Raw genomic sequence first — 15,351 nt, 5'->3', positions numbered from 1 at the left:
TAAATGAAAAGAGTTCTTACCTAAATCGATTCCGATAATGTGTGAGTTATTCATTTGGTACTTTCCTTTTAAGACTAAACCATTTCAAGTTTAGCTGTAGGGAGGGACGTACCATCTCATTAAACAACGAATATCATCATTTTTTATGGCCTCTCGAAAAAAGGCTCCCGATGCTGTCTGATTATCGGCAACCCCACCTAACCTATGCATTACTTGTGAGAACCAAATCTTTGCTAAATGCGCTTTGGTAAACTCGTAGCTCGGGTCATTAAAGCGGATGGTAAACCGATAACCAACGACTACAGCATCTGGCGATGCGACCAATTGCTCATAATGGCGTTTTAATGCTGTAAGCGAGTCTTGGATTAACGGCCCCCACTCCTGGTTCACCTGCACTTTTTCAAACTCATTGTGATGGTGCAACGCCGTTTCCCCTAGGATGAAATCCACTCGTTCTTGATTAATCATGAGCGCCTCCAGCTAAAACAGTATCAATCCATTGGCAGACCGCACTTTCTTCCCATGCCACAGCTCGCTTTCCAATACTGACGCTTTTAGGAAACTCATCAGCCTCCATCATTCTATAAATCGCCGAGCGTGATAATGAAGTTACGTTGATAACTTCGTTCAATCGAATCAATCTTTTTGTGTTCATGGTATTCACCTCTTGTTTTCATTCATAAAAGAAGTGAGTCATGTATTTTTTCTCAGGATGTCTGAAACCATTCCAGGAGGTTCAATTCTATTCGATTCAAAATAATCTCAAACACATATTACCTAGGTGAACGAGTGCATTGATTCGATAGGAGAATTGAAATGAATGACCAATCCACAAACTACCCAAAAACCAAATCGTTGCCGGAGCACCAAGTGCTAGAACAGGCCGCGCAGATAATAGCTAACCGACATTTAAGAGGAGATGTGTTTACAAGCCCTAACGCCACAAAAGAGTTTTTGACTTACAAACTGGGGCAACATGAACGTGAAGTTTTCGCCGTGCTTTTGCTAGACAACCAACATCGATTAATTGAATACAACGAGCTGTTCTATGGAACGATTGATGCGGCTACGGTTTATCCAAGAGAAGTCGTTAAGCTTGCGTTAGAGAGAAACGCCGCTGCAGTGATTTTTGCTCACAACCATCCATCAGGAGAGGCTGAGCCCTCACAAGCAGATAGACGCATCACTTCACGGTTGAGTGACGCATTAGCTTTAATCGATGTTAGAGTGCTTGACCATTTTGTGATTGGAGAAACGCCCGTTTCATTTGCAGAAAGGGGGCTAATATGAGCTTACCAATTCTGCATAACGACATATTGCCATTATCGAACGAGCTTAAAGTAAGACTTTGCGCTTCACTTGAATTGTGTGCAATTCCCAAAGAAGCAAAGCGTGTTGCCCTCAACTTTCGCGATACTCAATACTATCAAACCGGTAATGGGCCTCACCCTATCGAGGTTCATCTCGCGAGAGAGACCAGTGAGAGCCCTTGGCACATCGCGGTCATGGCGAGCTTTGCCTACCCAGATAAACAGAGCACACAAATGGAGGTTCAGCTCTACTTCAACTTTCGTCATGGCTGGTTTTATCAACCAGACATTGAACGCTGCGAACTCGATCAACCACAAGTCATTGAGCTCTTTCAGTCTTGGGACAAAGCCTTTGTGAAGCTATTGAATAACAAAGGCTTCAACCAACTCACTCTTACCGTTCTTAAAACGCTTTTACCTTAACCCTCACTTTCTCAACAAATTACCGCATCCAAACGGCGGTAAGGAGCCCTTATGCCTGTAAAAACAAGCACACAGACCCAGCTGACCTTTGCTAGTACTACTCTAAGAGTTTCAGCTAAGTTTCTCGCGGCGCTCAACACAGCAGTCTCAAACAAAGACATATCTGAGGCGAGAACGGTCACTATCAACTTTAGGGACAGCAGTTACTGCGCTGATTCCGGCGGATTTCATCCTGTTGAAATTTGCTTTACTAAAGTTTACGGTAATCATTGCCATCTTCTTTACATGACAGACTTCAGTTTCTCCGGAGGTCCCTACCCCGAGCTTGCTCGCGACTTAGATTTTGATATCGGTAACAATGCGTTCTTTGCTCGTTATTCAGGCTGGCAATGCCTTGATAGTCGCGATGTTCGTGCGATGTATAAGCTCTGGGAAGGAAACTTCCTTGCTTATCTAGAAATGGGGAGCTTTGATGAGATAAAGGTTGAATGCTTCTAATCGGCAAAACTAAGGCTTGGGTTTTCCAAGCCTTAGTTTTTTAACGTGTTCGTTCACAAATTTTTTGGTTCATCCAGAGTTCAATCTCATACAAACGCCATACTACCGATTTGGCTCCGACTCGAATTGAACCTGGAAATTTACCTTGCTCCATAAGGGCGTAGATACTGGTTCGCCCTAAACCCACAAGCCCCATCACCTCACGAACATTGAGCCACTCATCTTTGTTTTCTCCCATGAACCACCTCAATCAATATCGTAACCATAGAGAGCATTTTCATCACGCCGCCCGAGTACATCACGCATCCAATCTTGGACTTCGCTTTCAAGCCAAACCGCAACTCGACAGCCCAACGGAACACACCTTGGGAAACGCTCTTCCTTGATATATCGATTGATAGAAGAGCGACTCAAACTCGTCATCTCCATCACCTGCTTCATCCGAATAAAACGCATATTGCTTCCTTATTAAATTTAACGAGCTTTAGACTTCAAGCCATTAAGGTAAATGTACCAGCAGTGCCCAAGAGATTTTTTACACACCCATCTCATTTTCTGATACGAACCTTTCAGGAAACGAACCATGAGTCTTTTACCTTATTTTGAAAACACAACGCTGACACCAAGCCAAGAAGAGCTCGTTTTAGAACTCGATTTATTTTTAAACGATGATTGCCATTCGACATTTTTACTCAAAGGCTTTGCTGGGACAGGGAAAACCTTCATTACGCAAGGTTTAACGCAATACCTTACAGCGAATGAGCGAAAATTTACTATAATGGCCCCGACAGGCAAAGCTGCCAAAGTCATTTCGAACAAAACCCAAATACAAGCCATGACCGTTCATCGAGTGGTCTACAAATACTTCGATATCGATAAAGAGTTAAAGTCAGATTCAGACCCTATTGATATAGCAACGCTTAAGTCATGCCTTTCAGACAACCCAGATGCTCATAATGCGGTCTATATAATTGACGAAGCTTCCATGCTGTCAGACCAATTCAGTCAATCTGAAATTGGGAAGTTTGGTTCGGGGTATCTTCTCCAGGATTTACTGAAATACATCAATTTAGACGACTGGCCACAACGTAAAATCATTTTCATCGGGGATAACGCTCAGTTACCTCCGGTGCGATGCGTCGGCTCCCCCGCCCTAAACTTAGACGGTCTAGAAAGTTTTTACGACTTAAGCTGCACAGAAATCGAACTCACCGATATTGTCAGACAGAAAGCCGACAGCGGCATTGTGAACATTGCGATGGAGATACGCAAAGCACTGGAAAGAGACACACCCCACCCTGTTCAATTGTCGCCCAATGGAAAAGATGTCCATAAACTTAAAAAGGAAGCCTTCCTCGAACAGTATTTCGCCTCTTGTGACCATAAACTTGAAGGCTGTAAAGACAGTGTCATCATTACCAACACCAACCGACAAGTCAGAGACTACAGCCGTAAGATACGAGAGAGGATGTTTAAATCACACCGAGCGCTACACATTGGCGAGCAAGTTATGTGCGTAGAGAATCTCGATAGCGATGACTACTTCATCTCCAATGGTGAAATAGGCTGGGTTACCCAGATTGATTCGGAGATTGAAAAGCACATAATCGACATTCCACCGCGCGAGTGTGATGACTTTGAACCCGGAGTTGTCACTTTGGAATTCATTGAAGTCACCGTTAGATTCCTGAAAGGCAATAACGAGCCGTTTGACGTTAAAAAGAAAGTGCTAAAAAACTTACTGGAAAGCCCTAGCGGCACGCTCACAACGAAAGAGCGTAAGGCTCTGCTTCTCGATTTCAAACAGCGATACAAAGCAACCCCTGAGCCTAAGGAGCTTGAATTTCTCGAAGCAAAGGCCACAGATGAATATTACAACTGCCTTAAACTCAAATATGGTTATGCGATAACTTGCCACAAAGCACAAGGAAGTGAGTGGCCCCATGTGTTTGTCGATAACAACCGAGCCAATACCCACAACGAACAGTCCTTAAGGTGGATGTATACCGCAGTGACTCGCGCCAAACAAACCCTCTACATCAAGCAGTAAAGAATAAGCCCTAAGCATTGCTCGCTTAGGGCTATTTTTGTTTGCCTGTCCAATAATCAGAACTCAATGCTCTTACACATAACATAAGGATGAATCGAACCTATTTGTTCGCCGTTGTCCTCTAGTGTGTAGGTTAGGCCTTTAAATCGCCAATTAAGTCAATCCAAAAAAAAGACAAACATACATTACCAAGGTGAATAGGCTGAAATCATTTACTACCAACCAGTTCAGCCTCTTGCACTTTGAACCTTATCTTTCAATTACGCCAACTGTGACTGATAGCAAATAAAGCAAGCCATAAAATCCACCCGGCAAGTAATGCCCACCCAATCCGTAGCATCTGAAATTATTTACTGATAGCACGGCAAGTTAGTTCAATCACTCCAACTGAATAGCATTGCTTTGCCTTAACCTACAGCAGTTAGTTATGGCGACTAAACCCAACTTAAGAGACCATGTATCGCTTCTTTTTGAGCTATACAACCGCATACCACAAACTCACTCAATAACCGCACAGGAGTTACAACAACAGCTTTCCTCTATCGGCGTCGAACGAGACATTAGAACCATCCAAAGAAATCTCGACATTCTTGTACAACACCTCAACGTAGCCAAAGACACTCGCGACCGCCCTTATGGGTATCGCCGTGAAGCTTCAATGCTAAATAGTTTCGGCGCTAGAGAAACCATCCTTCTGGCATTCGCGGAGCAGTGGTTAACTAACACTTTTCCAGTCGAGTATCGGGCAATCCTTCACTCTCTCTTCAGTGACGTCCTACAGCAGAAATCCCAAAAGCACGATACCGTTTCATTACAAGATCTGGTCTACGTAAACGAGTCTTTGATTCCAAGCATCAGCTATACCCCAATTTTCAGCTCAGCCTTTGAATTGATATGCAAGGCGATGGTTGACACTAATCAACTCAAGGTTGAACTTCCTGATGGCCAACACACCATCGAACCTCTTGGCTTAGTGATAATTGGGCAAGGACTGTCAGTTATCTATCACGAGCCCAAAAACCATCAAGTCAAACATGCCGATGTATCAAACATCACGAGCGCTCACCTATCAACGTTCGATTTCAAAAGACCTAAAGAATTTTCAATAAAGGCTTACGTCAAACAGATACCCACAATACCAACTGAGCCACAGAGCTAAATTGAACATAACAACCGCCCTACAACGCTGTAGGGTTTCAAACTAAAAACAAGAAAAGGATATCTAAATGACTTTAACCAAACCGTTACTGGCTAGCATTATCAAGCCTTCCAGCCAACTAAACAGCGGCTCACTGAATTGTCCGACGTCAAGGACAACACCATGAAAGCACTCATCGCAATCGGCATCGGACTGTCTGTTTTACTCGGTTCAAAAAACCTCCCATTTTGGCTTGTCATCGTAGCCTTCATTTTATTTGGCGGCAAAAAATCAAACTAGTAAGTAAGGAAATCACATGAGTTTAATCAAAAAGTTAATATTGGGCTGGCTGGCTCTTTCTGTCGTTATCGGTGGATGGGCTCTTGTTACAGGCAATACCTCCGAAGAAGCAATGCTTAAGAATCAATTTGTCGGCATCTGTGAGGATGTTCTGGATGAGGCTGAAGATGATATCAACAACCAGTTACAGCTAAGGTTGTTCGAATCAGGTAAACCAGGAAAGGTTCAAGTCGATGGCATCAATGAAGAAGGAATCAAAGCAGAGCGCGCCTACAACGGCGCTGCTATCGCCTGCCTATACAAACTCGACGCCAACTTTGATACAAAAGGCATCAACGTATTGACCATTGTAAAGCTTAATCCTGAGGGTGACATTGTTGGAACAGAAAACATGATTAATGGCCTGCAATCCCAACCAAAGAAAACCACCAGCATTGACTCACAACGCAGTTCCAAGCTTCGCGAGTTAGCCAAGAACCAGATCTGCGAGACCGTATTCGAAACGAATGCGGAATTTACCAAGAATCAATTTGATACCCACATACCTAAGGCAAGTGCTATCGCTCAAATGATTCAACAGCCAATCATCGCAGACTCACAAAGCGGCAAACCGAATGCATTCATTTGTGATTTCATGCTTCAATCCTCGGTTACGGGAATAGAGCCACACATAATTTTTGAAGTTGAGATTGACTCAGACCAAAACATCACCTCCGTTGTGGGTTGGCCTGATGTCTTTGACCCACAAGAGAATCTTTGGTGGTCAGAGCTATAACAGCATGTATGGAGAAATTCGTTTCCTCGCGCTTTGAAAGATATATTATTAAGAAAAACCCTTAAATTGCATAAATAGGGCCTAGTCTGGATATCCAGGCTAGGCCCTGCAATACGAAGGGCACTGTAATTCTTAATTTTTGGCCCATCTCTTTACCGACCAGCGCGCGTCGCCAATCAAACGCCTTCCTGCGAGCTATTAGCGTAAATCTGTAACGAACTCGAAACGGCGCCGTATATTTGTTCTTGGTAGCTGAGAACGCACTTATGAGCCGAGTTCGGTCATTTACCACTTGATACAGGATTATACCCATAACGCACCTGAAATAAGTAAGTCTCAGGAAGCTCAACATCTCTAACTGATGCAAGGTAGCTTAGGTTTTGAAATAGCATTGCTCTGTCATCATCATGGAACTTTTCCGACAGTGTTTCATTATATTCAATGTCATATTCATCTCGAGCTAAACCACCAAACATTCCCCCAACGGAGCCTTGGAATGACCTTGTTACTTGAGTCATACATTCATCAAGTAACTCGACCAACGTTCCACGAGCAAACATATCACCGCTCTCGGGGTTTTCATGATACTCAAAGACATCACTTTTAACCAAAAAGTACCCCTTATGCTCATCATCATCACTACTGCATATCATCGCTATTGCTTTGTCTTTGTGGCGGCAATGTTGTGCATACACATCTTGTACTTTTATAAATAGGCATTCTAATGCTTGTTTAGCAAACTGAGGTTTTACCATTAAGTTAAAGCTAACTATTGAAAACGGCACATCATTGACACACCATTTGGAGTAAAGGTTATGAATCAATGAGAGTGAACGAGAAAAATGTGGCACTGACGCTGCGTCAATTGGTAATCCTTTGTATTCAGTAGCACTGTAATGTGTTGGTTCTTTATCGTAGAACTCAGTTGAAAAAATCATGGTGTATTTCCTCTTAAAATTGAAATGGATGCTTTGTCTCAATAGAAGAGGTGGTGGAGTATTTTTTGTCTGGAATGGATTTGTAATTGATTGATATTGATAAACATAAGAGTCTTTAGGACTCTTAATTGATTAGAATAAATTTGATAGATAAAAGAGATAAAAAAAGATATTTATAATGATGTCGCATGGTCATGCTCCTCTATGCATTATAAATCCCACCCAGTATTCTCTGCTCTCTTAATCTAACAGACACAACCGAATCGCTTCAGTCATGCCTGTTAGGTAGAACCCCTTGTCGAAACAGAAGCTCTCTATACAATAGGGATAAATGTGTATTTTTTATTTTCAGAAGATGATGCAGCCTTTGCATCAACATGGAAAGCAACTCTAATACTCGACGAGCTAGCAAGGTGTACATTCCACATGGAATAATGCGCAACCACTCCGTTTACGTTCTAACTGGGTTTCTTTCCTGAAACATGATGGTTTGGAGCGATATGGGCATAAAGCCAGCAGCTTTCACTACTGGCTCATGCCATTTCTACGTTCGATTATCAATCCATTCATCCAGTTCGTGCTCTACCCATGCAGAGGCTCGCTCACCGAGTGATACGTTGTGTGGAAACTCCCCATTAGCCATCATTTTATAGATGCTCGATTTACTCAACCGAACCCTTTCCATCACTTCTTTTAAGCGGATTAATCTCATGAGAATTTCCTCGTGTTGTTATCTCTCATGAAATAAAGGCGATATGTAAAAAATGACTTACTCGGGGTCTAGCTTAAGCTTGTCTTGAGTGGTGGTTCCTCTTTTTTGCTCCACCTCTTTTCCTATGACACACACCATACTTGGGAACGGTGCTGCATCCTGCTCCTCCCCATCCTGCAAGAACTTGAGTCGCCCCTTAATCAGACGCACCTCTCCATGGCTTAAATGGTCATGGAAAGCTTTTGTGTCCGTTCTAGCAGGAACCAACATGACGACTGTTGCCCCTTTATTCGCTTCCTCTTGTGCTTTCTTGGCAAAGTCTTTGAGTTGGGAATAAGGTGGATTGCAGTAAACCGTTTGATTGCTCCAGTCTTGAGTAAGCGCATCATCATCCATCGTGAAGTAATGGTCACACAGTGCTGTTTCAGGCTCAGCCGTTGCATCAAGCGTAAAGTGAAACTCTTCATTGAGCTTCTCAAATACAGCGGGGGGTGTTTGCCATTTATCACGCTTGGGGTTTCCCGTTCGAGCGCTGGAGAAAAAGAGCTTATTGTCCATCACAACTCTCCTTAGTATTAGCGTAATCGGCTTTCTTATTGGCCTTTTTAGATTTACTGATAAACGAACCTAATGTGTTTTTCTCATCATGAGTCGTTGTGTTGACTCTGGCCTGCCTACTCAATACATAGAAAAGCAACCCACGCTGGTAACGGTAATCATCATGCTCTTTGTTCAACTCAACGAGTGGTTGATTCAGAAAGAGACAAACGGCATTGATATTACGTTTATCAACATTGGTTGTATTTCTCCACGAGTTTTTGATGTCTTTTGTCAGTCGCTTTCTAAGCTTGAATTCATTGACAAATGGAGGGTAGCTTGAAGCATCAAGGAAAAGAGTCATACGGTAACTTATACAACCCGTTTGGCTCACCTCCCTTTTCCATATCACGTTAAGGTTGTCACCCTTTCGGTAGTGGCACAGACGGTAGAACCATTGGTTGATTAGCGTTTTCTCTTGCTGGTTTTGTTTTTTGGGTATTCGTAACCGGAATCGAAAGACATAAGAGTGGCTAAAGCGCATCAAGGCGTTTTGATATGCACGAGATAAAATCTCAAGCGCAGCCAAAGAAAGATTGCCATGGTCAATATCGACTTGATAATCACGATAAAACCCATCCTTTAATCGCTTCAAATCTGCTGCCTCATTGTTCATCATTTTATCTTCCATAGCGTTTCTCCTGTTTTGCTTTTTCCACTGCTTGTATTACCAGTCTTTCGTCTCGCTCTTGTATCTTCTCTTGTATCCAGTTTTGGATGTCTTGAGAGCGCCAGCCAATGGCTCTCGCGCCTAATGAAACGGACTGAGGAAAAGCACCTTGTTCCATAAAGCTGTAAATTGATGCCCTTGAAAGGCCGCTGGTATGAATCACTTCTTTTAGTCTCATCAAGCGATTGGGGTGTTCGGTGTTCGAATGGTTTGAATTCATGATCATTGCCTTTGTTGGTTTCACTCAAACAAAGACGTTGCTGGGTATTTTTTATCTCAACGGGTCTCAGGTGGTCTCGTTCAAATTCGATTGAAAAGTTTTTCACATCCATATCATCCCCTTGAGTATTCCGTTTATTGATACAAGGAGAAGATATGGAAACGCTATATACCTTCAGCGCTCCCGTCACAGAGCACCAGATATTAGAGAAAGCCGTCGAGATACTAGAGAGCCGCTTAGTGAGTGGGGATGCTTTTACTCGTCCAAATGACACGAAAGCCTTTTTACGCTGCAAGCTAGGAGAATATGAGAGAGAAGTCTTTGGGGTGATGTTGCTTAATAACCAGCATCAATTGATTGAATTCAATGAGTTGTTCTTTGGCACGATTGACAGCGCTTCAGTGTATCCACGAGAAGTGGTGAAGCTGGTGCTTGAGAGAAACGCCTCTGCGGTGATTTTTGCTCATAACCACCCATCGGGTGATGCAACCCCATCACAAGCTGATAGGCGCATTACAGAGCGTTTAAAGGATGCTTTAACACTCGTTGATGTGCGGGTGCTTGACCACATTGTGGTGGGCAGTGATTGTGTGTCTTTTGCTGAGAGAGGTTGGCTATGAATCGAGTTATCAAACGTAATTTCAAACTCGACCTATTCCACCAGCTTATCGAGCTCTTAATTGAGCAATACGACATTCCCACAGAAACAAAACGCCTTGCGCTTAACCTTAAGGTCGCAAGCTTCTACAGCAACCGAAGCGGGATACAACCCATAGAGGTACAGCTTGAACGAGCTAATCCTAATGAACCTTGGGAGGTGCGATTCATCGCTTCTTTTGATTACCCGACACCAGAAGCTGAGAGCGTTGAAGTATTTCTATATTTTAACTTCAAACACCAATGGTTCTATCAACCAGATATCCAACGATGCGAGCTCAACAGGCCTGAGGTGCATTCGCTCTTCATTAGCTGGCTCAAGGTGTTCACCCATCACCTAAAGGCATCACAGTTCGATACACAGACACTCACTATCGTCAGTCGATTCCAGTAGTTGCTTCTTTCTTACTTCAACCATCCCAAGCACATTCGATTCAAACCAATCTCAGATACATATCATCCAACCGAATAGATAACTATTGAAAGGGAAAGACCATGAAACCACAAACACTAACCATCACAGCGCCATACTCACCCGTACCTCAAAAACTCAAAAGCGTGTTGAAAAGCAAGATAGAGACCTTCTGGAAACAAAGCCCAACCAAGAGGGAATGTGAAAGCCTCACCATTAACTTTCGAGATGCCACTTACAGTGCTGACGCTGGTGGATACCACCCAGTAGAAATCATGTTGCTGAAAGAACAGGAGAGCCAGTATCAAATCCAGTACCAGTACCTCACTGACTTTGCTTACATGGGCAACATTTACCCAGAGCTAGAGCGTAATGTGGATTTTGATATCACTAACGGGCAAGCGTTTATTGCCCCTATGGGATGGCAAAGCTGTCACGATAAATCCATTGTGGAGTTCTACTCTCTCTGGGAAAGTAACTTTCTCGCTTACTTGCAAATGGGAGCCTATGACGAGATTAAAATATCGATAAGTTAAAGACGCCATCGGTCAGATAGTGACGCACCCATCGTTAGGATGATTGCCACTCTATCAAGTAACCACCAGCAGCGACCTAACCATGACAACAAGGGATAAAGCCAGTACCACAGAGCAATTATCACTGGTGTTTGAGTTGTATCGACGTATACCACAGGGGCGAAAGGTGACGGCTAAGCAGCTTCAAGCTGAGTTAGCCGATGCAGGGATGTATCGCGGCATCAGAAGCGTACAGCGTAATCTCGATGTTATTGTTGATTATTTTGATGTCGATAAAGACACTCGAAGTAAACCTTTTGGTTACAGTCGCGGAATGTACAGCCAACCAACCTTAGGCGCGAGAGAGCTTATCCTGCTACAGCTCGCTAAAGCAACCATTAGCCAGCAACTCCCACCATCCTTAGAGTACGCCATTGATTTTGCATTCAGTCTGTTACGAGCTCAGCCACGCTCCTATACAGGAATGAAACCACCACGAGGAGACACAAACAAAACACATGCAGCGATTGATGAACTAAACACACCAACAACGCTAGGGGAGTTCTTCGAGCCCATTTCAGTGGCACTGGTTCATCAAAAACAAATCACGCTTACCCTTAAATCCGGTAAGCAGATAGAGCAAGTATCACCTGTTGGTATCACGACGACCGCTAGTGAACTTTATCTTGTCTACCAAAGCACACTCAACGATTACGACGACCTTCCTTTAACCTGTATTGCTAAGCTTAAAGTGCTGACCTTCCATTTTGATTACCCGTCAGACTTTCAATTACAGCAGTATCAACTCAAATCAGAGTCTAAGCGCTCAATACGACAACTAGACAATGTCACTCAATTGATTGCATCAGACAGATAATGACGCACGCAGTGATACCTTACCTCTGTTTCACAAATTCAATGGAATCCATAGGGCACTTACTCCCTTTCATGTTCCATTGTGCCATAGCGCAATCAGTGTAAAGCATGGGGCACTAACCTTACTTCAACTCCATTAGGTTAGTGTGCAAGGCAGAACTGTACTTTACGATTGGCTGCGCCATTAAACGTCTCTAGCTAAGGCGAACAATGTTAAGGGGGTCGGCCGCCCCCTTAGTACGGTCATGTCGAAACCACCTTATCTGAAACGCATATTATACAAGAAAAACCCCATATCTAGGCTATTTGCGTTTATCTCACCTGTCGTCACTTCGTTGAGTTTTACCTAACTAATACATACATCTCAATTGGAGAATTATCATGAAATCAATCATTACTAAAATCATCACACTAGCTACTTTAACCATCTCAATGAACGTGAGTGCTGCCAGCGCTATTGATGCGCTCAGTATCGAATCAATTAAAGCCACTCTTACGCCACAGCAGATTCAACAATCCCTCAACCAATGGAAAGAGAACCAACTAAAACAAGTGGAATCACGCGCTCAGAACATCTCTGATAGAGCACCTCTTGAGGCAAGGCGAGAGCTAGTGAAGTCTCAAATCGAGCAAGAATACAAACAGACAGCGAAAGCCTTAGGCTTGTAGCTTGTCAATTATTGAAAGGGAGGGTAACGCTCCTTTTTTTTGCTTCAATACGAAGCGAAATGTGGTCAACAAATTCCGGACGCTGGTTAAAGCCGATTTTCGGCATTGCCCTGCGACAACAACTCATTTCCAGATGAGGTAGCCTTCAACTCAATATTGCATTCAATATGAAAAATTCATTTGAATCAATGTGAGTGAATATCATGATTTTCCAAATCTTTTGCCCCCATTCATGCAGAAGATAAATAGATACAATGCATCACGTGTTCTCTATATCGCTCTTAGTTCTAGTTAGTAACGCTGGTGGTCTCAAGCGTTCTATTTGCCCTAAAGCTCGTGAACAACATTCAAATTGACTATCTAACGCTCTCCCCTCAGAGAGTTTTAATTCTAGATCAGCCACTGAATCTGGGACCTCATCCGAAGTATGTTTTAGCAACCGAAAAGAACGAAGTTCACCCGCCATACCTGAACCTATTAGACAAAGCCCCTTCGACTCTTCGATAAAGCGAGAACACAAAATATGAACACACTTTGCTTGATAGACGGCCAAACAAGCTGCCCATAGACTCAATACTTCAATGGCTTCGCAATCCAGATTGAACTCCTCTATCTCATCTGACAAGTTTTCACTTGCGGCAGCTTGGCGTTCCAAGAGTTCTTTTCGTTTCGTCAGTTTTGCTCGTGGGACCACACGCTCTTTCCAATCAGATGCGATATCTTGAAGTTCAGCATGTTCAAACTCCCATGACGCTAAGTTGCTTGGGTAATCGCTCAATACACGACTGACACTTCTTTCTAAGTTGCGCTGCAAGATAGTAAGTACTTGCGCTGATGAAATGCTCGAATAGATTCTTTTCGCCAGATCACCCACTGATTGAGATGTAGAAAAGCGAGCATCAGAAAATGAATAATTTTGGGATAAGTATTCACTAGGTATAAATGACTTCAATGGTAATTGGAGCACATTATCTCGCTTAGGCATCGCCTTATTTTCGAGAACCTGTTTAAGGTATAACTTTAAATCTCGAAAACCAGAACTTAGAAACAGGTTCTGCCACGAACGCAAAATCTGATGTTTGCCATTAACACCCAAAGCCCTTAAGTTGATATAGTAGCTGCCTTTCATTACCCCCAAGAGCGAACCTCCCGTTGCTCCGAAGTTAGCTTGGTAAAGATAAGATTTGCTCACCAATGATTTCACATATCGCTGCACTCGGTCTTTAGTCATACCACAAGAGCGCCCCAGCTCGGACAGTCCCACAGCCTCAACAAACCCGCTATCATCACCTCTCAACACCAAAGCAAGTAACACCAGCTTCTCATGCCTTTTTAGCACTTCATCAGCATAAACAGCAGAAGCATACTCACGCCATCGACGCTCACTTCCACCGACAACCGCATTAATTAGGCCAGCCTTACTGCGAATTCGATATCGGCACCTCGCAGTCTTTTTCACTGCCGACCTATACTCTTTTTCTAGGAGCCCCGCCGCTAGAATCTCGTTGAATGAAGAATGCAATGTCCTCAAGCCAACTTGCGCAATTTTTGCCAAATCGTCTTGCTTCTGCTCTATCACATCTTCATCAACAGCAAACTGTGCCAATGACCAACACACCCATCTTGCGTTTGATGTTAGGTGTTCTTTTATTTCATTCATCCAGCACCTTGAAGTTAAAAAGTTCCGTTTTAACCCCTGTTATATTTGATTTCATTACGCGTAACAACACGCGTAATATCAAACATTGTCTTGCGTAACATTTTTATCCTAAACTTAGTGTTATTTTAACGTCTATACATAACTTGGTGGAGAAACTTAAAATGAGCTGGTGGCATTGGGCGCAAACACAACAAGAGAAAGAGTGGCTAATTCAACATTTAGTGAAACATTACTCACGTCTAATCCAAGCACCAATAGTTCAATCGCTTGGACTTGATAACACTGCTCATTTGTTTGATAACGTGATTGATGAAGAAGATAAAAAGAAGATTCGTCGCCTTTATAGTAAGTACAAATACGACCATGGACTAGAAGCTAAAGGGCTTAAAATTGCTCGATTCAAATTAAAGCTAAGCACACTTAACGAGCTAAAAAAGCTTGCCAAAGAACATTACAACGAAGATCAAACACAGACTCTTGAAGAGCTTATCGGAGGGAGTTTTGATAGACATCTGGACTGTAAACACGATGAAAAAATGGCGCGTATCGAAGCAAAGAAAGTAAGCAGAGGCTCAATGCTAAATGCACGGCGAAATCACATTATTGAAAAGCTATCTGAAAAGCAGCTACAAGACGAGCTCAAGTCAAGAGATTTTGAATGTGCAGAGTTACAACGTAAGCTCGAGCAAATTCAAAAGGAAAATCAATCCCTACAATGCTCTCTAGCACAAAGTGAAGAAAACATTCGCCACTTAGAACATGAGGTAAGTCGTCAACAGAAACGATATACCTTTCGCAAAAAAAGTGACTTAACAACCACCTACTAAAGTAGGTGGGTTAGTATTACGGACTGAAAGTCCGGATACGGGTCAAAGACCCGTTGTTAGTCGCTTTCAGTTCGGAAGTTATCTTCAACCTTTGGCTCAAAATG

The 15,351-nt window shown here is 43.0% G+C and carries 22 protein-coding genes; 12 read left to right on the top strand and 10 right to left on the bottom strand.

Features of this window, described 5'->3' with window-relative positions:
• Window positions 1–90: 90 nt before the first annotated feature.
• Window positions 91–468: a hypothetical protein gene (locus tag H5300_RS21450; protein WP_182796839.1), complete on the bottom strand. Its 378-nt coding sequence runs from the start codon at window positions 466–468 to the stop codon at window positions 91–93.
• Window positions 461–655, bottom strand: coding sequence for an AlpA family transcriptional regulator (locus H5300_RS21445; RefSeq protein ID WP_108193384.1), 195 nt, complete (start codon window positions 653–655; stop codon window positions 461–463). Before H5300_RS21445 ends, H5300_RS21450 begins: the two co-directional genes overlap by 8 nt.
• 161 nt (window positions 656–816) lie before the next feature.
• Between H5300_RS21445 and radC (H5300_RS21440) the strand changes: the two genes are divergently transcribed.
• Genes radC (H5300_RS21440) through H5300_RS21430 form a run of 3 tightly spaced genes read left to right on the top strand, consistent with a single transcriptional unit; the run spans window position 817 to window position 2,231 of the window.
• Window positions 817–1,290, top strand: a complete 474-nt coding sequence (radC, locus tag H5300_RS21440) for a DNA repair protein RadC (RefSeq protein ID WP_182796837.1) — start codon at window positions 817–819, stop codon at window positions 1,288–1,290.
• The gene (locus H5300_RS21435) at window positions 1,287–1,733 is read left to right on the top strand and encodes a DUF2787 family protein (RefSeq protein ID WP_182796835.1); all 447 of its coding nucleotides are present in this window, start codon (window positions 1,287–1,289) and stop codon (window positions 1,731–1,733) included. Before radC (H5300_RS21440) ends, H5300_RS21435 begins: the two co-directional genes overlap by 4 nt.
• Window positions 1,734–1,784: 51 nt before the next feature.
• Window positions 1,785–2,231: a DUF2787 domain-containing protein gene (locus tag H5300_RS21430; RefSeq protein ID WP_182796834.1), complete on the top strand. Its 447-nt coding sequence runs from the start codon at window positions 1,785–1,787 to the stop codon at window positions 2,229–2,231.
• Window positions 2,232–2,271: 40 nt separating this feature from the next.
• On the opposite strand, the gene H5300_RS21425 is transcribed toward H5300_RS21430, so the two are convergent.
• Window positions 2,272–2,469 carry an AlpA family transcriptional regulator gene (locus tag H5300_RS21425; protein ID WP_108193388.1) on the bottom strand — a complete coding sequence of 66 codons (198 nt, stop codon included), beginning with the start codon at window positions 2,467–2,469 and terminating at the stop codon, window positions 2,272–2,274.
• A gap of 8 nt (window positions 2,470–2,477) precedes the next feature.
• Complete coding sequence (locus H5300_RS21420; RefSeq protein WP_182796833.1) at window positions 2,478–2,687, bottom strand: AlpA family phage regulatory protein; 210 nt, start codon at window positions 2,685–2,687, stop codon at window positions 2,478–2,480.
• A gap of 127 nt (window positions 2,688–2,814) precedes the next feature.
• Here H5300_RS21420 and H5300_RS21415 point away from each other — a divergent pair, with 127 nt between their 5' ends.
• The 3 genes from H5300_RS21415 to H5300_RS21405 all read left to right on the top strand — a co-directional run bounded on the left by H5300_RS21415 (window position 2,815) and on the right by H5300_RS21405 (window position 6,494).
• Entirely contained in the window at window positions 2,815–4,281 is a 1,467-nt protein-coding gene (locus H5300_RS21415; protein WP_182796831.1) for an ATP-dependent RecD-like DNA helicase, read from the top strand.
• A 427-nt stretch (window positions 4,282–4,708) separates the two neighbouring features.
• On the top strand, window positions 4,709–5,440 hold the full coding sequence (locus H5300_RS21410) for a YafY family protein (RefSeq protein ID WP_182796830.1): 732 nt from the start codon (window positions 4,709–4,711) through the stop codon (window positions 5,438–5,440).
• A gap of 295 nt (window positions 5,441–5,735) precedes the next feature.
• A complete protein-coding gene (locus H5300_RS21405) occupies window positions 5,736–6,494 on the top strand; it encodes a hypothetical protein (RefSeq protein ID WP_182796829.1) in 759 nt (252 codons plus the stop codon).
• Between the two features lie 281 nt (window positions 6,495–6,775).
• Here the strand turns inward: H5300_RS21405 and H5300_RS21400 are convergent, their stop codons facing one another.
• The 5 genes from H5300_RS21400 to H5300_RS21380 form a co-directional block, all read right to left on the bottom strand.
• Window positions 6,776–7,432, bottom strand: a complete 657-nt coding sequence (locus H5300_RS21400; protein WP_182796828.1) for a hypothetical protein — start codon at window positions 7,430–7,432, stop codon at window positions 6,776–6,778.
• A gap of 544 nt (window positions 7,433–7,976) precedes the next feature.
• Window positions 7,977–8,144 carry an AlpA family transcriptional regulator gene (locus tag H5300_RS21395; protein ID WP_182796827.1) on the bottom strand — a complete coding sequence of 56 codons (168 nt, stop codon included), beginning with the start codon at window positions 8,142–8,144 and terminating at the stop codon, window positions 7,977–7,979.
• Window positions 8,145–8,201: 57 nt separating this feature from the next.
• Complete coding sequence (locus H5300_RS21390; protein ID WP_182796826.1) at window positions 8,202–8,702, bottom strand: phage N-6-adenine-methyltransferase; 501 nt, start codon at window positions 8,700–8,702, stop codon at window positions 8,202–8,204.
• A complete protein-coding gene (locus H5300_RS21385) occupies window positions 8,692–9,372 on the bottom strand; it encodes an inovirus Gp2 family protein (protein WP_259397894.1) in 681 nt (226 codons plus the stop codon). The genes H5300_RS21390 and H5300_RS21385 overlap by 11 nt, the downstream gene beginning before the upstream one ends.
• Window positions 9,362–9,631 (bottom strand): AlpA family transcriptional regulator, encoded by a 270-nt coding sequence (locus H5300_RS21380; RefSeq protein ID WP_182796825.1) that lies wholly within the window; start codon window positions 9,629–9,631, stop codon window positions 9,362–9,364. The genes H5300_RS21385 and H5300_RS21380 overlap by 11 nt, the downstream gene beginning before the upstream one ends.
• Window positions 9,632–9,786: 155 nt before the next feature.
• Here H5300_RS21380 and radC (H5300_RS21375) point away from each other — a divergent pair, with 155 nt between their 5' ends.
• The 5 genes from radC (H5300_RS21375) to H5300_RS21355 all read left to right on the top strand — a co-directional run bounded on the left by radC (H5300_RS21375) (window position 9,787) and on the right by H5300_RS21355 (window position 12,760).
• Window positions 9,787–10,251, top strand: coding sequence for a DNA repair protein RadC (gene radC / locus H5300_RS21375; RefSeq protein WP_182796824.1), 465 nt, complete (start codon window positions 9,787–9,789; stop codon window positions 10,249–10,251).
• Complete coding sequence (locus tag H5300_RS21370; RefSeq protein WP_182796823.1) at window positions 10,248–10,682, top strand: DUF2787 family protein; 435 nt, start codon at window positions 10,248–10,250, stop codon at window positions 10,680–10,682. Before radC (H5300_RS21375) ends, H5300_RS21370 begins: the two co-directional genes overlap by 4 nt.
• 101 nt (window positions 10,683–10,783) lie before the next feature.
• Window positions 10,784–11,236 (top strand): DUF2787 family protein, encoded by a 453-nt coding sequence (locus tag H5300_RS21365; RefSeq protein WP_182796821.1) that lies wholly within the window; start codon window positions 10,784–10,786, stop codon window positions 11,234–11,236.
• 43 nt (window positions 11,237–11,279) lie between these two features.
• Window positions 11,280–12,092: a hypothetical protein gene (locus H5300_RS21360; RefSeq protein WP_182796820.1), complete on the top strand. Its 813-nt coding sequence runs from the start codon at window positions 11,280–11,282 to the stop codon at window positions 12,090–12,092.
• 380 nt (window positions 12,093–12,472) lie between these two features.
• A complete protein-coding gene (locus tag H5300_RS21355; protein ID WP_182796819.1) occupies window positions 12,473–12,760 on the top strand; it encodes a hypothetical protein in 288 nt (95 codons plus the stop codon).
• 259 nt (window positions 12,761–13,019) lie between these two features.
• Here H5300_RS21355 and H5300_RS21350 read toward each other — a convergent pair whose 3' ends face one another.
• Window positions 13,020–14,420 (bottom strand): hypothetical protein, encoded by a 1,401-nt coding sequence (locus H5300_RS21350; protein WP_182796818.1) that lies wholly within the window; start codon window positions 14,418–14,420, stop codon window positions 13,020–13,022.
• Window positions 14,421–14,641: 221 nt separating this feature from the next.
• On the opposite strand from H5300_RS21350, the gene H5300_RS21345 reads away from it, so the two are divergent.
• A complete protein-coding gene (locus tag H5300_RS21345; protein ID WP_182796817.1) occupies window positions 14,642–15,247 on the top strand; it encodes a hypothetical protein in 606 nt (201 codons plus the stop codon).
• The last annotated feature ends 104 nt before the right edge of the window (window positions 15,248–15,351 follow it).

Origin of the sequence: Vibrio sp. SG41-7, from assembly GCF_014164465.1 — a bacterium.
Lineage (GTDB): Bacteria > Pseudomonadota > Gammaproteobacteria > Enterobacterales > Vibrionaceae > Vibrio > Vibrio splendidus.
This window is presented reverse-complemented; position numbering and strand designations above follow the sequence as displayed.